The organism is Bradyrhizobium sp. Gha, from assembly GCF_900113735.1.
In the GTDB taxonomy this organism is placed as follows: domain Bacteria; phylum Pseudomonadota; class Alphaproteobacteria; order Rhizobiales; family Xanthobacteraceae; genus Bradyrhizobium.
The window spans coordinates 201417-217571 of the sequence record NZ_FOQM01000006.1; the positions used below are offsets into that span (position 1 = coordinate 201417).

General features: G+C 63.8%; 15 protein-coding genes. 11 read left to right on the top strand and 4 right to left on the bottom strand.

Going from position 1 to position 16155, the window contains the following annotated elements; genetic code table 11:
• The first annotated feature begins 18 nt into the window (after window positions 1-18).
• Genes BM222_RS11555 through BM222_RS11575 form a run of 5 tightly spaced genes read left to right on the top strand, consistent with a single transcriptional unit; the run spans window position 19 to window position 4311 of the window.
• Complete coding sequence (locus tag BM222_RS11555) at window positions 19-789, top strand: ABC transporter ATP-binding protein (protein ID WP_092228384.1); 771 nt, start codon at window positions 19-21, stop codon at window positions 787-789.
• Entirely contained in the window at window positions 789-1493 is a 705-nt protein-coding gene (locus BM222_RS11560; protein ID WP_092228436.1) for an ABC transporter ATP-binding protein, read from the top strand. Before BM222_RS11555 ends, BM222_RS11560 begins: the two co-directional genes overlap by 1 nt.
• A gap of 7 nt (window positions 1494-1500) precedes the next feature.
• The gene (locus tag BM222_RS11565; RefSeq protein ID WP_092228385.1) at window positions 1501-2382 is read left to right on the top strand and encodes a branched-chain amino acid ABC transporter permease; all 882 of its coding nucleotides are present in this window, start codon (window positions 1501-1503) and stop codon (window positions 2380-2382) included.
• Window positions 2379-3392: a branched-chain amino acid ABC transporter permease gene (locus BM222_RS11570; RefSeq protein WP_092228386.1), complete on the top strand. Its 1014-nt coding sequence runs from the start codon at window positions 2379-2381 to the stop codon at window positions 3390-3392. The genes BM222_RS11565 and BM222_RS11570 overlap by 4 nt, the downstream gene beginning before the upstream one ends.
• Window positions 3352-4311, top strand: a complete 960-nt coding sequence (locus BM222_RS11575) for a polyphosphate kinase 2 family protein (RefSeq protein WP_092228387.1) — start codon at window positions 3352-3354, stop codon at window positions 4309-4311. Before BM222_RS11570 ends, BM222_RS11575 begins: the two co-directional genes overlap by 41 nt.
• A 48-nt stretch (window positions 4312-4359) precedes the next feature.
• On the opposite strand, the gene BM222_RS11580 is transcribed toward BM222_RS11575, so the two are convergent.
• On the bottom strand, window positions 4360-5244 hold the full coding sequence (locus BM222_RS11580; protein ID WP_092228388.1) for an MBL fold metallo-hydrolase: 885 nt from the start codon (window positions 5242-5244) through the stop codon (window positions 4360-4362).
• Window positions 5245-5786: 542 nt separating this feature from the next.
• Here BM222_RS11580 and BM222_RS11585 point away from each other — a divergent pair.
• The 6 genes from BM222_RS11585 (at window position 5787) to BM222_RS41000 (ending at window position 12124) form a co-directional block, all read left to right on the top strand.
• Window positions 5787-8120, top strand: coding sequence for a mechanosensitive ion channel domain-containing protein (locus BM222_RS11585; protein ID WP_092228389.1), 2334 nt, complete (start codon window positions 5787-5789; stop codon window positions 8118-8120).
• A 278-nt stretch (window positions 8121-8398) separates the two neighbouring features.
• The gene (locus tag BM222_RS11590) at window positions 8399-10051 is read left to right on the top strand and encodes an NAD-dependent malic enzyme (RefSeq protein ID WP_283810231.1); all 1653 of its coding nucleotides are present in this window, start codon (window positions 8399-8401) and stop codon (window positions 10049-10051) included.
• Window positions 10052-10379: 328 nt separating this feature from the next.
• On the top strand, window positions 10380-10772 hold the full coding sequence (locus BM222_RS11595; protein ID WP_092228391.1) for a BlaI/MecI/CopY family transcriptional regulator: 393 nt from the start codon (window positions 10380-10382) through the stop codon (window positions 10770-10772).
• Window positions 10773-11046: 274 nt separating this feature from the next.
• The gene (locus tag BM222_RS40995) at window positions 11047-11205 is read left to right on the top strand and encodes a hypothetical protein (RefSeq protein WP_177243137.1); all 159 of its coding nucleotides are present in this window, start codon (window positions 11047-11049) and stop codon (window positions 11203-11205) included.
• Window positions 11206-11357: 152 nt separating this feature from the next.
• Window positions 11358-11882: a septal ring lytic transglycosylase RlpA family protein gene (locus BM222_RS11600; protein ID WP_092228392.1), complete on the top strand. Its 525-nt coding sequence runs from the start codon at window positions 11358-11360 to the stop codon at window positions 11880-11882.
• Window positions 11883-11971: 89 nt separating this feature from the next.
• Window positions 11972-12124 (top strand): hypothetical protein, encoded by a 153-nt coding sequence (locus BM222_RS41000; protein WP_177243157.1) that lies wholly within the window; start codon window positions 11972-11974, stop codon window positions 12122-12124.
• Between the two features lie 278 nt (window positions 12125-12402).
• On the opposite strand, the gene BM222_RS11605 is transcribed toward BM222_RS41000, so the two are convergent.
• The 3 genes from BM222_RS11605 to BM222_RS11615 form a co-directional block, all read right to left on the bottom strand.
• Window positions 12403-12708 carry a hypothetical protein gene (locus BM222_RS11605; protein ID WP_092228393.1) on the bottom strand — a complete coding sequence of 102 codons (306 nt, stop codon included), beginning with the start codon at window positions 12706-12708 and terminating at the stop codon, window positions 12403-12405.
• Window positions 12709-12844: 136 nt separating this feature from the next.
• Complete coding sequence (locus BM222_RS11610; protein WP_092228437.1) at window positions 12845-13120, bottom strand: hypothetical protein; 276 nt, start codon at window positions 13118-13120, stop codon at window positions 12845-12847.
• A 130-nt stretch (window positions 13121-13250) separates the two neighbouring features.
• A complete protein-coding gene (locus tag BM222_RS11615; RefSeq protein ID WP_092228394.1) occupies window positions 13251-15941 on the bottom strand; it encodes a flavin-containing monooxygenase in 2691 nt (896 codons plus the stop codon).
• Between the last annotated feature and the right edge of the window lie 214 nt (window positions 15942-16155).

Genomic DNA, 16155 nt, shown 5'->3' on the forward strand with positions numbered 1-16155 from the left:
AGCTAGCGGAGCGCGGCGGTGCTGGAGGTCAGCGGGCTAGTGAAGCGGTTTGGCGGCTTCATCGCCGTCAACAACGTGTCGTTCAAGGTCGATCGGGGTGAAATCCTCGGCCTGATCGGCCCCAACGGCTCGGGCAAGAGCACGATCTTCAACATGCTCTCGGGCACGCTGGCGCCAAGCTCAGGATCGATCCGGTTCGACGGTTCGGAGATCGCGGGGCTGGCACCGCACCGGATCATCAACCGCGGCATCGGCCGCACCTTCCAGATTCCGCGGCCGTTTCGCCGCCTCTCCATCTTCGAGAACGTCGCGCTCGCCGCATTTTACGGCCAGGGCCGGCATAGCCGCGTCAAGGCCGAGGAAGGGGCTGAGCGAGCGCTCGCGCTGGTGGGATTGCCGACCGATCGTCATGCCAGCGTCGACGGCCTGGGCGCAGCCGGATTGAAGAAGCTCGAACTTGCGAAAGCGCTCGCGACCGGGCCGAAACTGTTGCTTGCGGACGAGAGCCTCGGCGGTCTCGACGAGGCCGAGATGGGGCAAGCGGCCGACATGCTGCGTAACATCCGCGACGAGCTCGGCATCACCATCATCTGGGTCGAGCACATCATGGGCGTGCTGATGCGGGTCGTCGACCGCGTCATGGTGCTCGACCACGGCGAGAAGATCTCGGAAGGCCTGCCGAGCGCGGTCGCGGGCGATCCGCGCGTCATCGAAGTCTATCTCGGCACCGATGCCGAGACGACGCAGGCCGCAGCCGCCGAAGCGCGCCGTCGCGCGGGAGGCCAATGATGCTGGAGCTTCGCGGCGTCAGCGCCGGCTATGGCACCTTCGAGGCGCTGTTCGACGTCGATCTCGACGTCAAGACCGGCGAGGCCGTGGGCGTCATCGGCCCGAACGGCGCCGGCAAGACCACCTTGATGCGCGTTGTCTCCGGCTTGATCCGTCCGTCGCGCGGATTGATCGCCTTGGAGGATGTCGATGTTCTGGCGACGCCGCCGCACAAGATCGTCAGTCTTGGCATCGCGCATGTGCCCGAGAACCGGCGCCTGTTTGCGCGGCTCTCGGTCGACGACAATCTGAAGATGGGCGCCTTCATGAAGGAGGCTCGCGCCCATTATGCCGAGCGGCTCGAGGTCGTGTTCGACCTGTTTCCACGTCTGAAGGAGCGCCGCCACCAGATGGCCGGCACCATGTCCGGCGGCGAGCAGCAGATGTGCGCGATCGGCCGCGCGCTGATGTCGAACCCAAGGCTCCTGCTGCTCGACGAGCCCTCGGCGGGGCTGGCACCCGTCGTGGTGCAGCAGGTGTTCGAGCTTGTGAAGCGAATCCGCGCCAGCGGGCTGACGGTGCTGATCGTCGAGCAGAATGTGCAGCAGGTGCTGCGCGTGGTCGACCGGGCCTATCTGATCGAGGCCGGCACGATCCGCGCCTCGGGCACCTCCGCCGAGATGCTGGCAAGCAGCACGGTCAAGGAAGCGTATCTCGGGGTATGAGGGAGTTATGCAGGCGTTCCTGGACATTTTCGACATCTACCTGCTGGAGGCGGTCATCAACGGCATCCTGCTCGGGGGCGTACTGGCGCTGCTCGCACTCGGGCTGAACCTGATCTTCGGCGTCATCGACGTGACCTGGATCTGCTACGCCGAACTCGTGATGATCGGGATGTACGCCATGTATTTCCTGGTCCAGTATTACGGCATCAGCTATTTCATCGCCGCGCCGCTGACCATCCTGCTGGTCGCGATCCTCGGCGCATTGCTGCACTACCTCGTGATCGCGCCGCTGCTCACCGCGCCGCCGATCAACCAGCTGCTCGCCACCGGCGGTGTGCTGTTCGTGCTGCAAAGCTTTGCCACCGTTGCCTTCGGTATCGACTTCCGTAATCTCGGCATCCGCCTGCCGGTGCTTGCTTTCGGCGACATGAATTTCAGCTACGCACGCCTTCTGTCGTTCCTGGCGGCGCTGGTCGGCATGGTCGCGGTCTATCTGTTCATGACGCGCACCTTCACCGGCACCGCGATCCGCGCCATCTCGCAGGACCGGGAGATCATGGCGCTGATGGGCGTCGACACCAGGCGCATCTATCTCATCACCTCCGCGATCGGCGGCGGGCTGGCCGGGCTCGCCGCCTGTCTGCTGGTGCTGCAATATGACGTGCACCCCTTCGTCGGCCTGTCCTTTGGGCCGATCACCTTCCTGATCTGCGTGCTCGGAGGCTTGGGCAATTTCATCGGCGGCTTCATCGCCGCCTTCGTATTCGCCGAGATCATCTCGCTCGGCGGCCTGTTTTCCGATCTGGAATGGGGTTACGCGCTCGCCTTCGCCTTCTTCATCGTGATGATGTTCATCCGGCCCGCGGGCCTGCTCGCGAGGCGCCGATGACGGGCCGGCTCGTCGCGTGGGGGGCAGGACTGATCGCTCTGGTCGCGCTGCCCTTTCTCTACCGCGATCCCTACCACCTGCACATTCTGGTGCTGATCCTGATCTGGTCGTTCGCCTATACGTCGTGGTCGATGATGGGGCGGTTCGGTCTGGTCTCGCTCGGCCATGGCGGCTTCATGGGAATCGGCGCCTATGTCACCGCGCTGTTGTGGAATCATCTGGGCTGGTCGCCCTGGGTCGGAATTCCCGTCAGCATGATCGCGGCCGGCGTGCTGGCGCTCATCATCGGCTATCCCTGTTTCCGCTTCCGCATCACCGGGCACTATTTCGTGCTGGTGACGCTCGCATTGTCAGGCATCGTGCTCCAGGTCATCACGGCGACGCGCGACTATACCGGCGGCTCGCTCGGCTACACGCCGAACCGCGCCTCCGGCAACAAGCTCCTGGCGTTGCAATTCGACGACAAGACCAGCTGGTATCTGGTCGCGCTTGCGGTGTGGTTCAGCGGCATCATCGTCTGGCATGTGATCGACCGCAGCATGAGCCGCTATGCGCTCGAGGCGATCTCGGAGGACGAGGATGCCGCGGCGGCCGCCGGTGTCAATGTCACCGCGGAGAAACTCAAGATCACGCTGATCAGCGCTGTGATGACGGCGCTGGCGGGGGCCGTCTATTGCCAGTACCAGATGTTCATCACGCCCGACACCGTCTCCGGCATCGCGGTGTCGCTCCAGATGGTGTTCGCGGCGATCGTCGGCGGCCTGTTCGTCTCGCTCGGTCCGACGATCGGAGCCGTCATCACCATCCTGCTCGCGGAAACCTTGCGCATCGGCTTCGGCACCAAGGCGGTGGGCTGGGACAACCTCGTCTATGGCGTGCTGCTGGTGCTTTTCATCATATTCCTTCCGAAGGGCATCCTTGGTAGCGTGCTCGACCGATTGAAGCCGCAACGCAAGGTGCCCCGCGCTCATGAGCAAAAAGCCGTCCAAATCGCTCGCCCAGGAACTTGATCGCTACATCACGCCATTCCGGCATGACGGGTCTGGCAAGTTCCACCTGAAGGACTACAAGACCGACGAGAAGGGCGATCTGGACAAGGAGCAGGGGCAGGAGATTCTGGATGCCAACAAGAAGCGGCTGATCGCGTTTCAGGAGAAGCTCTATGCGCAGGATCGCTGGTCGGTGCTGATCGTGCTCCAGGCCATGGACGCAGGCGGCAAAGATTCCGCCATCAAGGCGATCTTCGAGGGCATCAACCCACAGGGTTGTGAGGTCACAGCTTTCAAGCAGCCGAGCAAGAATGAGCTCGACCACGATTTCCTCTGGCGTCACGTCGTGGCGCTGCCCGAGCGCGGCCATATCGGCATCTTCAACCGCTCCCATTACGAGGAATGTCTGGTGACGCGCGTTCACCCTGAGATCCTCGCCAATGAGAAGCTGCCCTCGAGGCTCGTCATCAAGAACATCTGGACGGAGCGGTTCGAGGACATCTGCGCCTGGGAACGCTATCTCTGTCGCAACGGCACCCTGGTGCTGAAATTCTTCCTCAACGTCTCCAAGCAAGAGCAGCGCGAGCGCTTCCTCGACCGGCTGGAGGAGCCGGCCAAGCAGTGGAAATTCTCGATGGACGACATCAAGGAGCGCGCGCTTTGGCCGCGCTACCAGGCCGTCTATCAGGATATCGTGCGCCACACCGCGACGCCCCATGCGCCCTGGTATGTCGTCCCCGCCGACCACAAATGGTTCGCCCGCGTCGTGATCGGCTCGGTCATCGTAGCGGAGCTCGAAAAGCTCGATCTGCGCTTTCCCCGCGCCGACAAGGCCTCGCTGGCCGAATTCGAGAACGTGCGCAAGGCGCTGGAGCAGGAGGAGAAGGGGGCTAAGAAGCGGACGAAGCGAAAAGTGCGAAAACAACCCCATGCACAGTAGGGCGCGGCGCCAACGCGCGCCTTTGCCCAGGCTACGAGCTCGGCGCTATCAATACCCCCGGCCCCACCAATAGCAGAAGCGCTCGACATTGGCGGGCAGGCTCGCCTCGTAGTTGGCCCACTTCTCGTATTTCGGCAGCTTCACCTCCTTCATCGCGGTGTCGATGCATTTGCCGGCATCGGCCGCTTTCTTCACCTCGGCGGAGAGATCCTCCATGTAGGCGATGTCGTCCTCGACATCCTTCTTGGTGCCGAGCCGGCCGCCGGCATAGGGATGGCCGGGGATCATGCGTTCCCAGTCGAGCGAGGCCAGTTTCTTCAGCGAGGCGATGAATTCAAGCGGCGAGGCGTTGTCGGGAATGTTGCGGAACTGGACGGTTTCGATCGGCGCGAAGTCGACCACGAAGACGAGTTTCTCCTTCGGCAGCCGCATCACCAGCGAATTGTCGGAATGATTGCGGCCGACATAGTCGAGCTCCAGCGTGGTGCCGCCGAGCGTGAGAGTCTTCTTATCGTCGACCACCTGGTCCGGCATCACGATGTCGGCCAGCAGCGCGTTCTGCTTCTTCAGTTCGAGCAGCCGCTCCCTGGTGCGGCGATGCGCGATGAAGGTTGCGCCAAGGTCCTTGAACGGCTGGCCGCCGGCGATGTGATCGTAATGGTGGTGGCTGTAGATGACGTATTTGATCGGCTTGTCGGTGACGGCCTTGATCGCATCGATATACGGCTTTGCCGGACGCAAGTAAGAGATCGGATCGGTCGCGATCACGCCCTTCGGCGTTACCACGAACATCGACTGATGGCCGCCATAGCGGAAGATGTAGACGTTGTCGGTGCCGTCGACTTTCTTAGTGGAAGTCTGCGGCGGGGTCTGCGCGAACGCGGAGCCGGTGACGAGGGCTGCGAGCACGGCGATGCAAGATATTGATTTCATCTCTGGCTTTCTGAAAAGGGATGGGCAATGCGGCGGATATGCCTCTCACACAAACGCTGCGAAGAGGGATTTATTCCGCTCTTTCACTCGGTCAGTCCGTTCGCGGAACAGGCCCGCAAAAGTGATCCTGAGCGCCCCCAATCCCGCTTGACAGTTTTATGTCACGGGAGGAGCATGTCGGTGGTCGCACACAAGCGACGCGTAAAGTCCATCTCATGAGCAAGGGGAGGTCTATGACGCCACCTCCGCAAATCCAGCCGCGTTAAGTGCGATGGAGCTCGTTCGGACTATCGCATAGCGGCGGAAACCGCGAACGGCACGCCGGGTACAGGTTTAGAGGGCTGCATCAGTAAGGCAGAGCCCCTACCTGCCCGGCGCTGTGCGTTTGGGGCTCCCTGCAACGCAGCAAATGCCAAGACATTGTCGTCTCCTTGACCTACTTCCGACACACGGCGGAGGCGAATAGCGCCGTTCCGACATGACGCAGTGCTTCGCGCGGTCACGATTCCGCCCGGCGCGTTTCATTCACCTGGGGAATCCGCGTGTCGCAGAAGCTTGCCTCGGCGATTTTCGTTGCCTTCTTTGTCTCCATCGCATCGCTGTCTTCAACCCGCGCAGAGCCGCCTGCTCCGGTCGCTAGCGGCGCGGCTGCGCTGTCGCCCGACGAGGCCAGGCGGGCGCTGGACACGCTCCAGGACGACAAGAAGCGCGCGCAAATGATCGATACGTTGCGCGCGATCGCCAATGCATCGGGCCAACAGCAGGCAGCGGCGCCGGAGTCGAAATCACCGATCCCGCTGTCGGCCGACGGTCTCGGCGCGCAGCTTCTGCTCACGGTGTCCGAAGAGATTGGCGAGATCTCGCGCGATGTCGCCGATATGGCGCGGACGCTCACGCATTTCTGGGCTTTCTATTACTGGATCGTGCGGACTGCCAATGATCCTGATGCCTATAATCTCCTGATCGAAATCGCCTGGAAGCTGGCGCTGGTGTTCAGTGGCGCGCTTGCGGCCGAATGGGTCGGTGTCCGCCTGATCCGGCGGTCAGTCGTCTTCCTCGAAGCACGTGTGCCGCAGACCGCGCCCCTGCCGGCGCAGCCGCTGCCCATTGCCGATCCACCCTCATCGATCGCCGATGTCACACCCGAACCCGATCTGCACAAGCGCCGGCACAGTCTCGCGCGTGTCTGGCAGGTGTTGCTGCGGCTGCCCTTCGTGATGGGACGATTGGTGCTGGAATTGCTCCCCGTGGTCGTTTTCGTGAGCCTTGCGACCGCACTGCTCGGAACGGAGATCGGCGAGCCTGCCACCGTGCGCCTTGTGATCCTCGCCGTCGTCAACGCCTACGCGTTTTCGCGCGGGCTCATCTGCCTCGTCCGCGCGCTGGCCGGGCCGTTCGGTCTGTTTCCGGCGCGCGCGGAGACCGCGGCCTATATCGAGATCTGGGCGCGTCGCATCGTCGGCGTCGCAGTGTCGGGTATCGCCTTTGCCAATGTGGCGCTGCTGCTCGGCCTGCATCGCGCCGGCTACGCCGCGCTCATCCGCATGGTGATGCTGGTCGTTCATCTGTTCGTGGTGGTCATCATCCTGCAATGCCGCCGCCAGGTCGCCGATGCCATCCGTGCGCCGGCGGACCGGCAGGGGATCGCGGCGCGCCTGCGCAATCGCATCGCCGGCGGCTGGCATTATCTCGCCATCGCGCTCGACCTGGCGCTGTGGGCGGTCTGGGCGCTGAACATCCGCAATGGCTATTCGCTGCTGCTGCAATATTTCGTCGGCACCGTCGCGGTGGTGCTGATCACGCGAGTCGCCATCATGGTGACGCTGAGCCTGATCGACCGCGGTTTTCGCATCCAGCCTGAGATACTCCAGCGGTTTCCGGGGCTCGAGATCCGCGCCAACCGCTATCTGCCGCTGTTGCGCAAGATCGTCTCCGGCGTGATCGCCTTCATGGGCTTCGTTGCCGTGCTCGAGGTGTGGGGCGTCGATGCCATCGTCTGGTTCTATGGCGGCCAGATCGGTAGCCGGCTGATTTCGGCGGTGGCGACGATCGGCATCGCCGTCGCCATCGCGGCGGCGATCTGGGAGGCCAGCAATGCGCTGCTGGACCGGCAGATCAATACGCTGTCGCGCGATGGACATTATGCCCGTGCGGCGCGACTGCGCACCTTCCAGCCGATGTTGCGCACGGCGCTGCTGTGCCTGATCGCCACCGTCGTCGGCCTGACGGCGCTGAGCGAAATCGGCGTCAATGTCGCGCCGCTGCTCGCAGGCGCCGGCATCGTCGGCATTGCCATCGGGTTCGGCTCGCAGAAGCTGGTGCAGGATCTCATCACCGGCCTGTTCCTGCTGCTGGAGAACACGGTCCAGGTCGGCGACACCGTCAGCGTGTCGGGGCTATCGGGCGTGGTCGAGAACGTCTCGATCCGGACCATTCGCCTGCGCGCCGGCGACGGCGCCGTGCACATCGTGCCGTTCAGCGCGGTGACGACCATCACCAATGCCAGCCGTGGCGCCGGCAATGCCTCGGTCAGTGTCAACGTCGCCTACAAGGAGGACACCGACCGCGCCGGCCAGATCCTCAAGGACATCGTCGAGGAGATGCGCCGCGAGCCGGACTTCCGCCCGCTGATCCGCGGCGACCTCGAGCTCTGGGGCATCGACAAGGTCGACGGCGCGATGGTGTCGATCGTCGGACAGATCCGCTGCACCGAGGCGGGGCGCTGGCCCGTCCAGCGCGAGTTCAACCGCCGAATGAAGCAGCGTTTCCAGCAGCACGGCATCGAGGTGGCTTCGGCCACACAGACCATTCTGATGCACGTCGCGTCGCCGGCCGAAATGGCCACGAACCTGACGCCGCGGCGGGCCGCGGGATGATTTCCGGCTTGCCTTCGCGCTTTCGCGGCGGCGGGCCCCATGATCGATCTCCTGGCAGGCCAGATCGACATCATGTTCGACCAGGCCGGCCGGGAAGGCTGCGGATATCACGCCGTGCTGTCGCGTTAACCTTTGCGTCGTGCGCACCTGCGGATTATCAGGGAAATCTCGCTGCGGTGCGAGATCACAATCGATGCACGCCTCGGTCGGTCCTTGATCTCGCTTGAGCACTGGCCGACAATGTTCGCCCTTCAATAAGAAACTCCCTGGGGGATTTCGTGAATAGACCTGCTCGGGTCAGCGCCCAACCGACATCATCCGAATCCATGCAAGGCATGACGCTGCTGCGCGATCCCTTGCTCAACAAGGGCACCGCCTTCACCGAGGCGGAGCGCGCCACGCTCGGTCTGCGCGGCCTGCTGCCGCCGTGCGTGCTGACGATGGAGACGCAGGCGGAGCGGGTGCTGACCAATCTGCGCACGCTGCCGACCGATCTGGAAAAATACGTCGCGCTGAATGCGCTGCATGACCGCAACGAATCGCTGTTCTTCCGCGTGGTCGTCGACAACATCGACGAGATCCAGCCGATCATCTACACGCCGACGGTCGGGCTTGCCTGCCAGAAATACGGCCTGATCTTCCAACGGCCGCGTGGGATGTTCATCTGCTCGCGCGATCGCGGCCAGATCGCCGAGATCCTGAAGAACTGGCCCTATCCAGCCAAGCTGATCGTGGTTACCGATGGCGAGCGCATCCTCGGCCTCGGCGATCTCGGCGCCAACGGCATGGGCATTCCGGTCGGAAAGCTCTCGCTCTATTCGGCCTGCGCAGGCGTGCATCCCGAGCAATGCCTGCCTGTTGTGCTCGATGTCGGCACCAACAACGAAGAGCTGCTCAACGATCCCTATTATCTCGGCCTGCGCGAGCGGCGGCTCACCGGCGAAGCCTACGACAGCTTCGTCGACGAGTTCATGACAGCCGCGCAAAAAACCTTTCCGGGCGTGCTGATCCAATTCGAGGATTTCGCCAATCATTCCGCGTTCAAGCTGCTGCACAAATACCGGGATGAAGCCTGCGTCTTCAACGACGACATCCAGGGCACCGCGGCAGTCGCGCTCGCCGGCCTGTTCTCGGCGCTGAAGGTGAGTGGCGGCAAGCTCCGCGATCAGCGTATCCTGTTCCTCGGGGCGGGCGAGGCGGCGACCGGCATTGCCGATCTGGTGGTCTCCGCCATGATGGCGGAGGGCGCAACCGAAGCGGAGGCGCTGCGGCGCAACTGGCTGGTGGATTCCCGCGGCCTCCTCGTCAGCGGCCGTGCCGGCCTCTCCGGCCACAAGCTCCGTTATGCCCATAGCGACCAGGCGCCGATCGCCGACTTCCTCACCGCAATCAAGACGCTGAAGCCGACGGCGATCATCGGCGTCGCCGCGGTTGGCGGCGCCTTCACCCCTGATGTGCTGAAGGCGATGGCCGAGCTCAACGCGCAGCCGATCGTGTTCGCACTGTCGAATCCGACCTCGAAGGCGGAGTGCTCGGCGGAGGATGCCTACCGCTACACGGAGGGGCGTGCGCTGTTTGCCTGCGGCAGTCCCTATGATCCGGTCAAGCTCAACGGCCGCACCTTCGTGCCGCGCCAGGGCAACAACTCCTACATCTTCCCCGGCGTCGGCCTCGGCGTTATCGCCAGCCGCTCGCGGCTCGTGACCGACGAGATGTTCATGGCGGCCGCCCATACGCTTGCGAATTGCGTCGGCAAGGAGGACCTGGATCAAGGCAGCCTCTATCCGGCGCTGCCGCGCATCCGGGAAGTCTCGGCCCGCATTGCGGTTGCCGTCGCGGACGTCGTTTTTCAGCGCGGGCTCGCCGACGGACCCGCGCCTAACGATGTGAAGGGCCTGATCCAATCGCAGATGTACGAGCCGAAGTACTGAGGCCTGATGACTTTTGATTGACTCGGTCTGGCGGCTGGCCCGGTCGCCTCTCCCGCTTGCGCGAGAGGTCGGCGCTTTCAGGGCGGTGCGAAGCATCGTCCCGCGCGCCGGGTGAGGGCTTTATCCTCTTGGGGAGTCCCACTGCGGAGACACCCTCTCCCCAACCCTCTCCCGCAAGCGGGAGAGGGAGCGCACTGCCGTCGCGGCCGTAAAGCGGCTCGTTAGGTCAGTCCCACGACCACCATCTCAGCCGGAATCGCAATTGTCTGCCCTGACCTGATGTGCGACGCTCGGTAGCGTTACAAGAAATTCAATCAGGTAAGCCCCCATGCACGATCGTTTGCGCGACTTGGGCGACCTTGAGCACGAGGTCATGCAGATAGTATGGGCCCATGGGCCGGTCACGGCCGAAATCGTGCGCGAGCGGCTGTCACGCCGTCTAAAGGAATCGACGGTGCGAACGGTGCTGCGCCGGCTCGAAGAAAAGGGCTATGCTCGCCATACGGTTGATGGACGCACCTATGTCTACCACGCCACGGAGGAGCGGGCTCGTGTCGCAGCCAAGGCGGTGCAACGCATCGTCGACTGGTTCTGCAATGGCTCGCTGGGAGAAGTGCTCGTCGGCATGGTGGACAATGCGATGCTCGACCAGCAGCAACTGCGTGAGCTGGCCGATCAGGTGGCCAAGGCGAAGAAGGCGAGGGGAGTGAACAAAGAATGATCGCGGCTCTGGCCGAGGCGCGAATGACCGTAACGCCCGGCTCGGTGGAATGGCGTAGCGGCGTCAGCAGTGGAACGATCACGAAAGTCGCGCGCGGGCCCAATGTCCAGGCGCCAGCGTGTGTCTGTGTGTTGCTGATACGCGGTTGCGATCAATCGCAGCTTGCGCATGCCGGGCGCTAGCGTTACGCTACGTAACACTACCAGAGATAGCAGGCCGTGAGCCCCGGGACTCCGGCGCGGCCCCCGCAAAGCTGACCGGGTCCATGATGTGCATGCTGACGCAACGGGAGCTCGACTTTCTCACCGCCCTGAAAACGGGTTGGCGGCTGCTCTATCGGCGCGAACTGATGCGGCTGATCGGGCGCGAGGCCGAGACCGGCGAGGCGCGGCCGGAGGCGCGCCCTGCCAATTGGCGCGTCGTATCGGGCTGATCTTGCGCGATTCTGTGTCTAAACAGGACATGTGACTGTGGTGAATTCATCACAGCTGGCGCGAAACAGCCCTGGCCTCAGGCCTGCTTTTCTTCAGACAAGGTTCTGCCCTCATTGCCCGCCGAAACTTGGGCGTGTTCGGAGGGCGCAATATGTCTCGCTTTGCACGTGCCGAAACGACCCCGATTTCGATGGCCATGTCGAGCCGCTTGCTGCTCGCGATACTGGGTGCCGCATCGCTCGCCGCATGCGCGCAATCACCGGTTGCCCGCCAGAAGGCCGACCTTCCCACGACCAGCAGACAGGCGGCGATCGAGCATCCGCACCGTCTCGCAGCGCTGCATCCGCATCCGGTCAGCCGGGTGCGTGTCCACGATGAGACCGCGGACGCCAAGCCCACCGCTTCGCACGGTCTCGCCAGTTTTTATTCGGATACCGAGACCGCAAGCGGCGAGAGGTTCGACAAGAACGAGATGACCGCGGCTCATCCGACGCTGCCGTTCGGCACCAGGCTGCGCGTCACCGATGTCTCCTCGGGCCGCTTCGTCACCGTCAGGGTCAACGATCGCGGACCGTTTGTTCGCGGACGCGTGGTCGACATCTCGCCGTCCGCGGCCGAGGCGCTCGGCATGGTCGACAAGGGCCTCGCCAATGTCCGGCTCGACGTGGTGCAATAGAGCATGATCCGGACCTTGCTTAACCCGCTGTTAGTCGCTCTCCCGCACGATGCGTGTCCGGCAATTCGGGGCTTTGGGGGAGACGGCGCTTGAACACGATCCAGTATCTCGAAGATCAGGCCGCGCGCGCCGAGCGACTTGCCAAGCGGATCACGGATTCGCCGACGATCGAAAAGCTCCTGACTTTCGCCGGCGACCGCCGCCGCGAGATCGAGGTCATCGCCGGCCGGCGGCGCGGCTGAGGCTATAACTCCCGCGATCCATGCTCTGAACGCATTCGTCCTCACCGCCGGCTACGGAACTTCCTCCCGTCTCCGACGTCATGTCTGCATGACCATGGAGGAGGAAATCATGGGCTTTGGACGAGGTGCTTTGCTCTGGCTGCTTGGCGTACCGCTGCCGATCATCCTGCTGCTGGCGATATTCTGGCACCACTAGGATTGTGATGTCGACACACGAAAAGCGCCGCGGAAGCGGCGCTTTTTTTTGCCTGCGATTTGGTTCGGGTATTGCGAAGAGCTCAGCTGTGGCTTTCGACGAAATCGCTGAGATAGTCCGGCAGCGTCACGCCATCGATATCGCACCGCGCCTGGATCTCGTCGGCGACATCGGTCGAGATGTCCTTCATCCAGTGCTCGAGCGTGTTGAACGAGATCACCTTGACGGGATCCTTGAAGCAGCCCGCGACGAGTTCGCTGATCGCTGCATCGAGATCGTTTCGTTCGACACCGATTTCAGTGGTCTCGTCGAGGCGATCGATCACCACGAACATGGTCTGGTCTGCGCCGTAGGGCACGACTGCGGATGGCACGCCAGCTTCAAGCATCGGAGATACTCACGTCTTGGCCTGGTTTCTCGGCTTCCGATCCGGTTAACGGGAAAAACCGGAAGAAGGTTCCTGGCCAGATGAGAGCAGGCGCATAAGACGTTTGTCGCTGGTCGACGGCGGTGTTCGCCTGCGGTCAGAGATAGTCCCGCAGCCGCGACAGTTCGATGACGTGCTCGGGCGAGAGAATGTCCGTGACCAGCGGTGGCTGCGCCGCCGTGCGGATCTCATAGAGATGCCTGGATGGCGCAGGCTTCTGCATGAAAGCCGAGATGCATGCGTCGAGCGTGCCTTCGCTCACCTGATAGGGCGTGCGGTCCGGCCGGCGCTGATTGCCGAGTGAGGGCCATTTCTGCAGCACTGCCCGCGCGCTGAAATCGACCTTTGATTCCGTAGCAGATCCATCCCCCATCGTCCCCGCCTCACGCAAAAACAGCCCCAGCATGCAAGGTCTGCATGCCGGGGCCCACGCCAATCGCTGCATCTCAAAGCCACGCCGAAACAACGCGACGTCAGGGCAAAAGTTCCCGGCCGTCGGCCGCCTAACTCGCAGCCGCTGCGATGTTGCGTCCCGGGTCCACGTGGCCTTGGCTGGTCTGGTCGCCGCTTTTGGCCTCCGGCGGAAGCCCGGCGAAGCGGCGCAAGGCTCCAGCCATCTGCACCCGGCCCTGGACGCCAGTGATCACCACGTCGACCATTGGGAAGGACGAGTGGAAATGGCCATGCGCTTTGAGCTGCTCGACCGGGACGCCGGCGGCCGCCATCGCCTCGGCATAGGCGATGCCCTCATCGCGCAACGGATCGAACTCGCAGGTGACGACGAAAGCCGGCGGCAGGCCGGCGACGTTGCCGCGCAGCGGCGAGACGCGCGGATCGGTGCGGTCGGCAGGCGAGCAGTAGAGGTCCCAGAACCAGTACATTAGCGACCGCGTCAGGAAGTAGCCGGTCGCATTGTCGTGATAGGAGGGCCGGTCGAAGCTGCAGTCGGTCACCGGGCATACCAGCAGCTGGCCCGATATGTTGGGCCCGCCGCGGTCGCGCGCGAGCTGGCAGGTGACGGCGGCGATGTTGCCGCCGGCGCTCCACCCCGCAACCAGTACCGGACCGGAGATGCCGCCGAGCTCGGCCAGATGCTCCGATATCCAGCGCGTCGCCGCATAGCCGTCCTCGGCCGCTGTGGGGAAGCGATGCTCCGGTGCATGGCGATAGCCGACGCTGAGGAAGGCCATGCCTGTCCGCCGCACCATGTCGCGGCAGAACGGCTCGTCCGATTGCTCGTCGCCGAGCACCCAGCCGCCGCCGTGGAAATAGACCACGATTTGATGCGGGCCCGGCGCCGCCGGCTTGTAGAGGCGATAAGGCAGCGGGCCGTCGGCGCCGGGTAAAGTGCCGTCGACGATGTCGCCGATCGGCCGTCCCGCCGGCCGGCCCTTGTTGAACTCATTGACAAAGGCGCGGGCGCCGATCGCGCCCATCGACTCGATCGGCGGCAGGTTCAGCGAGGTCAGCAGGTTCAGCACCAGGCGGACGTCAGGCTGAAGCCGCACCACCTCGCCGTCATTGCATTGCGCGGCGACGTTGGGGCCTGACAGCTTGAAGCCGAGCATGCCGCGTCTCGTGACCTCGTCGCAGATGCTGCGATAGGGGCCGACGCCGCCGGTATAGGGCATCAGGCCCTGCACCTTGCCGGGCACGTTGGCGCCCGTGTACCAGGTGTTGGCGAGCCGGTGCAGCGTCAGCATCGCGCAGTCGGCCATGTGCCTGTTCCAGCCGGCCTGCGCCGTCTCGGTCGGCTCGATCGTGGTGAAACCGGCATCGCGGAGCGCGGCGAGGCGATCGACGACCCAGTCGACATGCTGCTCGATCGAGACCGCCATGTTCGACAGCACCGACGGGCTGCCGGGTCCGGTGATCATGAAGAAGTTCGGGAAGCCTTCGACGGTGAGCCCGAGATAGCTCTGCGGCCCCTGTGCCCAGACATCCGTCAGCGACTTGCCGCCACGGCCCGTGATCGGATGCACGGCGCGGATCGCACCGGTCATGGCGTCGAAGCCGGTCGCGAACACGATGACGTCGACATCGAAGCTGCGGCCGCTCGTCGAGATGCCACTTGCCGTGATCGCCTTGATCGGCTCCTGGCGCAGATTGACCAGCGTGACATCAGGCCGGTTGAAGGTCGCGTAATAATTGGTCTCGAGGCAGGGCCGCTTGGCGCCGAACGGATGATCGTGCGGCATCAGCGCCGCCGCCGTCTCCGGGTCCTTCACGGCCGCCGAGATCTTTTCGCGGATCAGGTCCTGGACGATCTTGTTGCCGTCGACATCGACGGCCTGGTCGGCCCAGAGCTGGCTCAGGATGTGGACGAGGTCGCCGGCCGCCCAGGCGCGTTCGAAGCGCTCGCGACGCTCGGCATCGCTGAGCTCCCAGCTCATGGCGGTTTGCTGCGGATAGGGCACGCCGGCCATCGACTGCCGGGCCTGCTCGCGATAGGCCGCGCGGTCGCTCTGGAACAGATCCCTGCGATCGGCCGGCGAGGGGCCGTTATGCGCGGGTAGCGCGAAATTCGGCGTGCGCTGGAACACGGTGAGATGCGCGGCCTGCTCGGCGATCAGCGGAATCGACTGGATGCCTGATGAGCCCGTGCCGATCACGGCGACGCGCTTTCCCGCGAGATCGACGCCGTCATGCGGCCAGCGCCCGGTGAAATAGATGTCGCCCTTGAAATCCTTGACGCCGTCGATTTCCGGCGGCTTCGGCGCGGAGAGGCAGCCGGTGGCCATGATGTAATGGCGGCAGGAGACCGGCGCGCCGTTGTTGGTGGTCAGCTGCCAGCGCTCGGCTTGCTCGTCCCATTTGGCTTCAGTGACCTTGGTCTTGAAGCGGATGTCGCGGCGCAGATCATAGCGATCGGCGACGAAGCCGAGATAGCGCAGGATCTCCGGCTGGGTCGCGTATTTCTCCGACCAGGTCCAGGCCTTGTCGAGTTCCGGATCGAACGTGTAGCTGTAGTCGATGGTCTGGATGTCGCAGCGCGCGCCGGGATAGCGGTTCCAGTACCAGGTGCCGCCGACATCGCCGGCTTCGTCGAGACCGACGGCCGAAAGGCCCGCCTTGCGAAGACGGTGGAGAAGATAGAGCCCGGCAAATCCAGCGCCGACCACCGCAACATCGACTTGTCGGACGGTTCCGTCAGCCGGCTTGGACTCGCGCGCGGCGACCATTGCGTCAGGCATGGTATTCCTCCCGTCTTTCTTGTTTTGCCGGCAGGCTAGCCCTGCAGATTCGGCTTGTCATCAGAACAGATGCAATCCCCGGTAGCCATTTGCGGCCTCATCGTGGCGGCGCGAAGGGTTCTTTCAATGCACGCATCGCGATGCACCATGGCCGTGATTGCCCGGACTAATCATGGACAATCCGTCTGTGTATGCTTGCGATTACTAGCCACGC